The 8,202-nt window shown below is 68.5% G+C and carries 6 protein-coding genes; 3 read left to right on the forward strand and 3 right to left on the reverse strand.

What is annotated here, in order from left to right; translation table 11 throughout:
- Positions 1-149: 149 nt before the first annotated feature.
- On the forward strand, positions 150-482 hold the full coding sequence (locus ACBJ59_RS60695) for a transposase family protein (protein WP_375119020.1): 333 nt from the start codon (positions 150-152) through the stop codon (positions 480-482).
- Here ACBJ59_RS60695 and ACBJ59_RS60700 read toward each other — a convergent pair.
- Entirely contained in the window at positions 412-2,244 is a 1,833-nt protein-coding gene (locus ACBJ59_RS60700) for a S9 family peptidase (RefSeq protein WP_375119014.1), read from the reverse strand. The two genes, ACBJ59_RS60695 and ACBJ59_RS60700, sit on opposite strands and share 71 nt — an antisense overlap.
- Before the next feature lie 17 nt (positions 2,245-2,261).
- Entirely contained in the window at positions 2,262-3,269 is a 1,008-nt protein-coding gene (locus ACBJ59_RS60705) for a LuxR C-terminal-related transcriptional regulator (protein ID WP_375119015.1), read from the reverse strand.
- Positions 3,270-4,397: 1,128 nt separating this feature from the next.
- Here ACBJ59_RS60705 and ACBJ59_RS60710 point away from each other — a divergent pair.
- Entirely contained in the window at positions 4,398-5,303 is a 906-nt protein-coding gene (locus tag ACBJ59_RS60710; protein WP_375119016.1) for a BTAD domain-containing putative transcriptional regulator, read from the forward strand.
- A 56-nt stretch (positions 5,304-5,359) separates the two neighbouring features.
- On the opposite strand, the gene ACBJ59_RS60715 is transcribed toward ACBJ59_RS60710, so the two are convergent.
- Positions 5,360-5,752, reverse strand: a complete 393-nt coding sequence (locus tag ACBJ59_RS60715; protein ID WP_375119017.1) for a hypothetical protein — start codon at positions 5,750-5,752, stop codon at positions 5,360-5,362.
- A gap of 275 nt (positions 5,753-6,027) precedes the next feature.
- Between ACBJ59_RS60715 and ACBJ59_RS60720 the strand changes: the two genes are divergently transcribed.
- On the forward strand, positions 6,028-7,413 hold the full coding sequence (locus tag ACBJ59_RS60720) for an ATP-binding protein (protein WP_375119018.1): 1,386 nt from the start codon (positions 6,028-6,030) through the stop codon (positions 7,411-7,413).
- Positions 7,414-8,202: the final 789 nt, after the last annotated feature.

An 8,202-nucleotide genomic window follows, 5' to 3' on the forward strand; every position in this document is an offset into this window, starting at 1 on the left:
CTGGTGTGTCGAGTACCTGATCATCAACAAGCGGCCGTGGGGTTCATTGTGCTGCATGCGCCGGCAGGTGAGAACGCCTGCTGCCTTCGTTTGTTTTGCTCGCTTTGCGGGAGATGAACGTCCTCAAGGTGGAGACCCTCGATGACATCATGCTGATCGCGGCGCGCACCGTGGTGAGTGAGGTCCCGTGCCCGGAGTGTGGGCTGCTTTCGACCCGGGTGCACAGCCGGTATCGCCGTACCGTGTGGGATCTGGCGACGGGCGGGCGGCCGGTCAAGGTCGAGTTGGAGGTGCGCCGCTTCTTCTGTGGCGAGCCCTCTTGTGACCCGCTCGGCCTCGCTGCATCGTGTGGGGCGGGCTCTCGGTGGCGCCCCTCCGATTTGCGGGTGGGCACTGTTCTGGGTAGAACTTTCAGCCCACCTGGAGCGGTTCGGAGCGGTCGGCGGTGGTGGCGATCAGATGGGTGTGGAGGAAGGCGCTGATGGCTTCGTAAGCAGTCAGCTCGTTGGCGCGGGTGGTGAAGCCGTGGCCCTCGTCGGGATAGATGTCGTAGCGGACCTGGACGCCGCGTTCGCGTAGCCGGGCGACGATCTGGTCGGATTCGGCCTGGGGAACGCGCGGGTCATGGGCTCCCTGAAGAACGAACAGGGGAGCGGTGATGTTGTCGGCGTAGGTGACGGGGCTGCGCTGCAGGAGCTGTTCGGCACGGGTGTCGGGGTCACCGAGGACGGTGGCGACGAAGGTCTTCCAGGTGGGAGGAGATGCCTTGGCCAGGGTGAGCAGGTTGCTCGGGCCACATATGGAGACGCCCGCGGCCCAGGGATAGGGGAGGCGGGCCAGGCAGGACAGAGCGGCGAAGCCGCCGTAGGAGGATCCCATGACGGCTAGGCGGCTGGGGTCGGCCCAGTCGAGGGTGTGGAGGTATTGGACGGCGTGGTCCAGGTCGTCGAGGTCGATGCCGCCCCAGTCGCAGTAGATGAGCTTTTGGTGGGCGGTGCCGTAACCGGTAGAGCCCGCGAAGTTGGGGGCCAGAATGGCAATCCCCTGGTGGAGAAGGTGCTGGTAGAGGCCGGAGCGGGCGTAGATGGGGCGTTCCTGGGATTCCGGGCCGCCGTGGATGAACAGCAGGACCGGGTGCGGGCCGGGGCCGTCCGGTCGGTAGAGCAGGGCATGGACGTCGCGTCCGTCGCAGGCCGGGTAGGTGATCAGCTCGGGGGCGACGGGGTCGATGACGTGCAAGGCCGGGGGGCGGGTGTCGGTGAGGTAGCGGAACTCGTGGCGTGCCAGGTCCACCACCGCTATTTCCGCCGGCCTGGCCGCGGAGTTGATCAGGATGACCGCGAAGGAGGCGTCAGGCGCCAGCGACAGCGCGGAGATGACCCCGGGCGGGATGGCGGGCAGCGGGATGGGGCTGTCGTCGCGGTCGGCGTGCAGCCGGGAGCTGCCGCCTTCATTGACGGACCAGATACGGACTCCCGCGGCGGCGTCGAGGACCTCGACGTCCCAGCTCGGGTGTGCGATCACCTGCAAAGAACGGGCTGCGAGGTCGTAGAAGGCGGCGGCGGTGAACTCGCTCCAATGATCGGTGAGCAGGTGGAAGCCGCTGGCGTCTGCCGCCCAGACTCCGGGCTCGAAGACACCCTCGCCCAGGGCGGAGGTCAGGCAGACCGGCTTGGCGTCCGGGTCGCTCAGGTCGGTGAGGTAGACGGCGATGTCGGTGTTGGACCGGAACCCGGTCGCCAGCAGCCAGCGGCCGTCGGGGGAGAGGCTGACGGCCTCGAACGCGACCCCTTCAGGGGGCGTGAAGCGGCGAAGCTCGCCGGTCTCCAGGTCGTGGACGATGAGGTCCTGAGCGGCGGGGTCGCGGTCGTTGGCGGTGTAGGCCAGCAAGCGGCCGGTCGGGTCGAACGGCGAGGTGGCCAGGACACGCTGACAATCCGGACCGGAGCCGACCTCGGTCAGGCCGCTGCCATCCGATGCGACGAGGTAGAGGCGGAACTGCTCGTCTCCGTTCTCATCGGCGGTGAAGACCAGCCGCTCGCCGCAGGGTGTCCAGGCGATCTGGCGGACGGTCCGGTCGTCGAAGCCGGCCACGCGGCGCGGCTCGCCGCCTGCGACGGGAACCACCCACAGGTCGTAGTGACCGGAGACGTGGCTGGAATAGGCGACCAGGTGGCCGTCCGGGGACAACGCGAGGGTGGGCTGGAAGCGTTGCTGGGGAACAAAGTCCAGGTATCCGGGCATGACAAGACCTTTCGGGTTCAGTCGATCCAGCTACGGCGTACGGCTGCGGCTCCGGCGGCGAAGCGGGTCTCCACGCCCAGCTCGTCGCGGATGGCGGTCCAGTGCCGGCGCATGGTGTTGACGCTGATGTCCATCCGCCGGGCGATCGCCTCGTCGGACAGTCCCTGGTTGAGCAGCTGAAGCACCTGCACCTGCGCGGGCGTGAGTGGCGCGGCGGCCTTCGCGCTACCGAACGGGATCGCCTTCTCCCATAGCAGCTCGAAGTACTCCCGGAGCGCTCCGACGATGACGGGTGAGCGCACGAGCAGCGCCCCTCCCATGCCTGTCGGGGTCAACGGGACAAGCGCGACCGTCTCGTCGGCGAGCTTCATCTTCATCCCGATGCGGGGCAGCAGCCGCGCCTGTTCGCCGGCTTCGACCGCAGCCTCGATCGTCTTGGCACCGATCGGGTGCTCGGCGCAGCGGGTCTCGTAGATCGCCCGGCATTGCACCTGGCCCTCGAAGACCGGTAGCGGTGCGTAGCCGGTGGAGTCCTCGACGGGCGCCTCCAGGACGTAGTTGTCCAGCGTGAGCCAGTCGTGTCGCGCGGCGTTGATGAGCGCGTAGGACAGAGAACTGATTTCGTCTCGGTCGGTGACGACTTGCACGAGCCGGTCCATCGCCGAGTTCGAGGATGCCGCGGCCGGCGTCTGATGGAACTCGCTCAGTCGCTTGTGCCCTGCCAGCAGCCGCTCCTGATCGCTGACGAGACGGCGTGAGAGATCCGTCAGGACGCCCTGCAACGCGAGTTCCGGGGGAGCGGGCACGAGACGCGGTGGCATCGCGGGGCCGTCCGGCCGGCGATGCGCCATCCCGCGGGCCGTCAATTCCGCGACCTGCTCCTTGCTCCCCAGCAAGGACGCGGCGTCGTCCTCCGAGCAGCCGCCCTCCGTGAGCAGTATGGAGTACGACACGAAGATCTCATTCGGGACGACGCCCTCCAATAGACGCTGCGCTTTGACCTGATCCTGTCCGTCCACCGCCACCTCCGATCAGAGAGTAGTGGTGCCGACGCGCACCGTGACGGTCCTTCTCGCCGTGTCGAGCGATGAGTGGTTCCGCGCGATGGTGACTTCTCACCATCGCGCGCCTTACGCCACAGGCCCGCTGCTACAAGGGTTCTCGCCACCCTGGACACCGCGCCCTCGGCCAGTAGCTGCCGTGGAGAGTTTCACCACCCCTGTCGCAGGGCCGAGCACGGTCTGATCAGTGCGAAGGCTCAAGAGCGGCAGGGAGGCACCATGCGACGGCAGCTCGTCGAAGACATGATCAGGAAGCTGGGCGCTGTGGTCGCGGCGTCAATCGTGTGGGCCGGGAGTTCGCCAGCCAGTGCGATGGTCAACGCAGAGCCCTACTGTCCGCCCGTGGGCCGGGTACCGTATCAGGTGTACGACATCGAGAAGTTCTGTGGGTTGGTGTATGGCGACCTGGTGAAAGGCCGGATGCCGGCACTCTCGAATCTCCTGGAGTTGCTGGCGCAGTCGCAGCGCAAGCCGGCGCAGACCCCGCTTCTCTCTAAGCCGCGAAAGGTGCCAAAGCCACGTGATGTGAATTCGACGGTAAAACAGCCTGAAGCTGACCCAGCCGAATTTCGCAGGAGGGGTTCCGAACGGCGCCCGCCTGGTGCAAACGGAGGGAAAGCCGGCCGGGCGCAGGGTCGAGTTCTGCACCGAGAACGTCAGGTAAGGGTCCACCGTCAGCAGCGCCCACGCAAGGGCGGTAGGGAGCCATCGTCCAGGACCGTTGCCCCATCACCGGCTCCACCGGAAACGCCCTTGGCGTCGGCCTCGATATCCCATCCTGCGCCCGCAGCGGGTTCCTCTGCGCCTGCACTGAGCGATGCGGTGATGCCGCGGTCAGATTATCTGTCTCAGGCGATGAGTCCGCTGAGTGGCGCGCTGGCATTCGGGCTCATGCTCATGGTCCTGAGCACTGCACTTATCGGTCGTCTACGATCCTGGCCGGGGCACGCGGGCGCGCGCTCGTTGGCTGTGGGCCTGTCCGGCGGTGCTGCTCGTCCACGCGGTATCGATGGCCGCAACGGTGAGCCAGCCGAAGTAAACCCGGCGGTTGTCCTGCCACCCGCTGGGGCGCAGGCGCCAGCGGGTGACCGCGTGACGGCGGAGTCGGATGCCAAGCCTGACCGTAGTGAGCACGTGGCGGCGATTACTTCACAGCTTGGCCAGCCCAGCCTGCGCTCGGCGGTTGCAGAGACGGGCGCGGAAACGGACGCTGAGGCGCCCTCCGTGCCAAGCGCTTCAGCCGGGCTGAGGTCGGGGTTCGTAGCGGCGGCGGGTAAGGCGAAGGTCGAGGTGCTGGGGGTGCCGCGGCTGTCGTATGGCGGGGCGGAGATCTGTTTCGCTCGTGCTGAGGCCCGGGAGTTGCTGGCACTGCTTGCAGTGTCGCGGGACGGCGTTTCGGCCGAGGGGATCGCCGAGACGCTGTGGCCGGGGGAGGCTGGCGGGCGCCGGTTGGAATCAGCAGTGCGGGAGATCAACCGGGCGATGCGGCCGGCAGTGGGGTGTGCGGCCGGCGTACGGTTCGTGCTGAAGTCCGGGGAGCGGAGACTGCTGCCGGCGGCATCGTTCGATGCGGACTTCTGGCGGTTCGAGGACGCGTGCAAGCTGGCCTCGATCGCGGCCGAGAACGCGGTGCGGGTGGCGGCGTTGCAAGAGGTGCTGTCCTTGTATCGGGGGCCGCTGCTGGCCGGCTGCGATGATCTGTGGGTGCTCCCGTTGCGGCAGGCCGCCCAGCGGCAGGCGGCGGATGCCGCTGAGCGGATGGCCGAGCTGATGCGGGCCGATGATCCAGGGCGGGCGGTGGACGTGCTGAGGCTGGCGGTCGAGTGCATCGATCCGTACAGCGAGACGTTGTGGTGTCTGTTGATGTCGGTTCAAGGCGAACTTGGGCGCCTGCCCGCGGTACGGCGTTCGTTCGAGTTGTTGAGGGAGCGGCTGGCGGAGATCGACGCGGTGCCGAGTCCGCAGGCGCGGCAGGTGTATGAGCGTTTGGTGCGTTAGCCAGTCGGTCCTGTCGGCGAAGCCGGGTGACGGAGGAGTCCTGGCGCTGCGGGGGCTCATGCGTCTGTTCGGCGTAGCGCGTACTGGTCGCGCGGGGCATAGGTGGCCAGCATGGCGGGGGTGAGCAGGCAGGCGGGCTGGGTGCCGTAGATGCGGGCCAGGAGGTGCAGGGTGTAGGGGGAGGGGCGTCGGCCTGCCTTCGGCCAGTTCTCGTAGTCGTAGAGGCGGGATTCGCGCAGTTCCGCTCCCGCGGTGTCGGCGAGCCGGTGGAAGGCGTTGACCGTTTGGGTTGCGGTGAGGCCGGCGGCGTGGCGGTAGAGGCGTAGTGGGGTGGCGGGGTGGTCGAGGGCGAGGATGGTGGCGATCTGGTCGATGGTGAAGCCGTGCTGGCGCAGGTAGCGGCTGCGACGGCGGCAGTCGATCAGCGTCTGGTATCCGGTTCCGGACATGTGTCGACGTCCCCTTTCCTGTGGCACGCGGGCGGCCACGGGTGGCGCGTGGTCCGGGGACGGTAGTTGGACTCTGGGGAGGGGCTCCAGCCTCCGTGTGGGGTGATCGATCGGGCGTTCATGGGGCCGTCGGTGGGTGGTTCGGGGTATGGCCGCAGGTCGGGGCGGGGTGGGTGTGGGGTTGCGGGTTGGGGGTGTGATTCGGGCGGGGAGGTGAGTGATCGTGCTGGTCGCTCCCGGACGTGCCGGGGTGTGACCGGAAGGGACCAGCCAGCATGGACAACCGCACGCAGCACCTCTTGGGCGAGTCGAGCCAGATCCTCATGCCGCGGACGCATGGGCAGCCGCGTGGGGAGGAGTTCCCGGATCTGGCGCCGGGATTGGTGATGTCGACCTTCCGCTCTCGGCCGGTGTGGGGCGGGATGGCCTGGCGGCAGGCCTTCCCGGGGCGGGACGATCAGTCGGCTCCTGCGCGTCGCATGGTGGGTCAAGTGCTGGCGGACACTGGCCGTAGACAGGACGCTGAGTGGGTGACGGCCGAGCTAGTCGCAAACGCGCTGCGGCACTCGTGTTCGGGGCAGGCGCGGGGGTTCTTCATGGTGGAGGTGCTGCGCGGCGCGGGTGTGGCCCGGATTGTGGTGTATGACCTGGGCGGGGGTTCGGTTCCGGACTTTTCCCAGACGCCGGGTTCTGTGCCGGAGCTGGCCGAGCATGGGCGGGGGTTGGCCGGGGTGACCGAGCTGGCGTTTCGATTTGGGGTGGCGGGTGGTCCGAGTATCGGGCATGCGGTGTGGGTCGAGCTGGCCCTCCCCGAGGAGGCGAGTGCGGCGGCCGCAGCGGCAGCAGCGGGTGCTGCGGCGGAAGAGTTGGAGCCGGGCGGTGGGCACGAGGCAATGCCGGTGGCCTCCGGGACGGTCGCCGAGGAGGCGGGACGCGTCGGAGCCCGTAGCGGCTTGTCGCCGGTGGGCTGTGAAGGAGCCTCCGGTGAGGAACTGGGTGGCTGGGTGGGCGATCTGCCGGTGGCGGCGGATAGACCGGGCAACGGACCGGGCTCGGATCGAGGGGAAGGCGTTTGTTGGCCTGGAGACTTCCGGGCCAATTCAGGAGGCGTGATGGGGCAGGCGGCAAGCCAGGTGTCCGCGTTCGGTCAGGAGCCGTGGGCGCGGCAGGCGCTGGCCGGGCTGCGCGAGGATTGGCCGGGCTGGGCTTTCCTGGTGGTGCGGTGCCGGTGGATCGCGATGCGCGGCAAGCAGGTGGTGATCAGTGCGGCTGCGCCGCAGGAACTCCGTCAGGCCCTGCCATCCATCCCAGCGGAGCCGAACGTGACCAGGCCGTTGCCAGGGTCCCGATCGGCTGTGCCGGGCCTGGTCGAGGATGAAGTGTCAGAGCCGCGTCCCGTGCTGCCGATGATGGCCGAGCTGTGGGTGGCCGGTCCTGGTGTGAGCTGCGCGGAGGTGAGCGGGTCGCCGCAATCGGGCTCGGCGTGGACGGCGGGCACCGGTAGCGGCGGGGTGCATGGGGGCGCCGGTACGGGGCTGAGCGGCACCGTGGTAGCGGTTGCGCCGCTGCCGGTAGCGTTGGCCGCTGAACGGTCGGGGACGGGCACGTGGGCGGTTGCCGCCGCTGACGGGGCGCGGATGGGTTGGTCGTTGTGGCCGTGAGGCAAGCGTCGGGACCATTCCTGTTCAGCGGCGCATGTCGGGAAACAGGCTCGTCCGGCTGGCCGGGACGAGCGAGTGCGTGGGCGTCGACACCGCCGGATCCGGTCGAAGCCTGCCGCAGCGGTGCTGGCCGCTGCTGTTGTCGCCTGAGCGGTGATGTGCCGGCGTGTCATGAGCCGGGGGTGCGGGCTTGACACCTGGGGTGCAGATAGGCGTTGATCCCGGTCCCCCGTCCGGCGGGGGCGGCGCTGGACGGCAGGACTCGGAGGGGTTCGCCTCGCGTCGGGGCCGAGGCGAACCCGCCCCTGGGGCTGCGGAGACGGCCGTGTCAACCTCTGTTCCCCGGGTCTATCCTTCCGGCGCAGAGGGCGCCGGAAGGGGGGCGAGCCCTGAGGCTGAGGTACCTCTGCCGGTGAGGGACGAGCCGATGATCGCGTCGACATGGAGTGTCGCGTTCGCTGTTGCGGGTTCATGGACGGGGCGTTGTCCGGTGTTGTCTTCGGTGTCGCGTTTTGTTGTCGCGTTCGGTGTCGCCGCTGAGAGCGCCTCACCCGTCGATGTGCCGTTTGCTCAGGTCAGGTGGGTTTCGGCTGTTGCGATGGCCGCCCCGAGTCGCCCTAAGGCGACTCCTGGAAGATGTGTGCGGGTACGTTGGCGTGCTGCGTGGTCCTACGCCGGTGTGGTTCCCGTCGTCGTCTGCCTTCGCGTCTCGTCTCGCTGCATTTCGACTGGTGTGTTGCCGGGTGCCGGCTGGCCGGCCCTGGTGATGCTTGCCGAGAAGGTCCTGGG

This window comes from Nonomuraea sp. MTCD27 (assembly GCF_041950495.1).
Taxonomy (GTDB): domain Bacteria; phylum Actinomycetota; class Actinomycetes; order Streptosporangiales; family Streptosporangiaceae; genus Nonomuraea.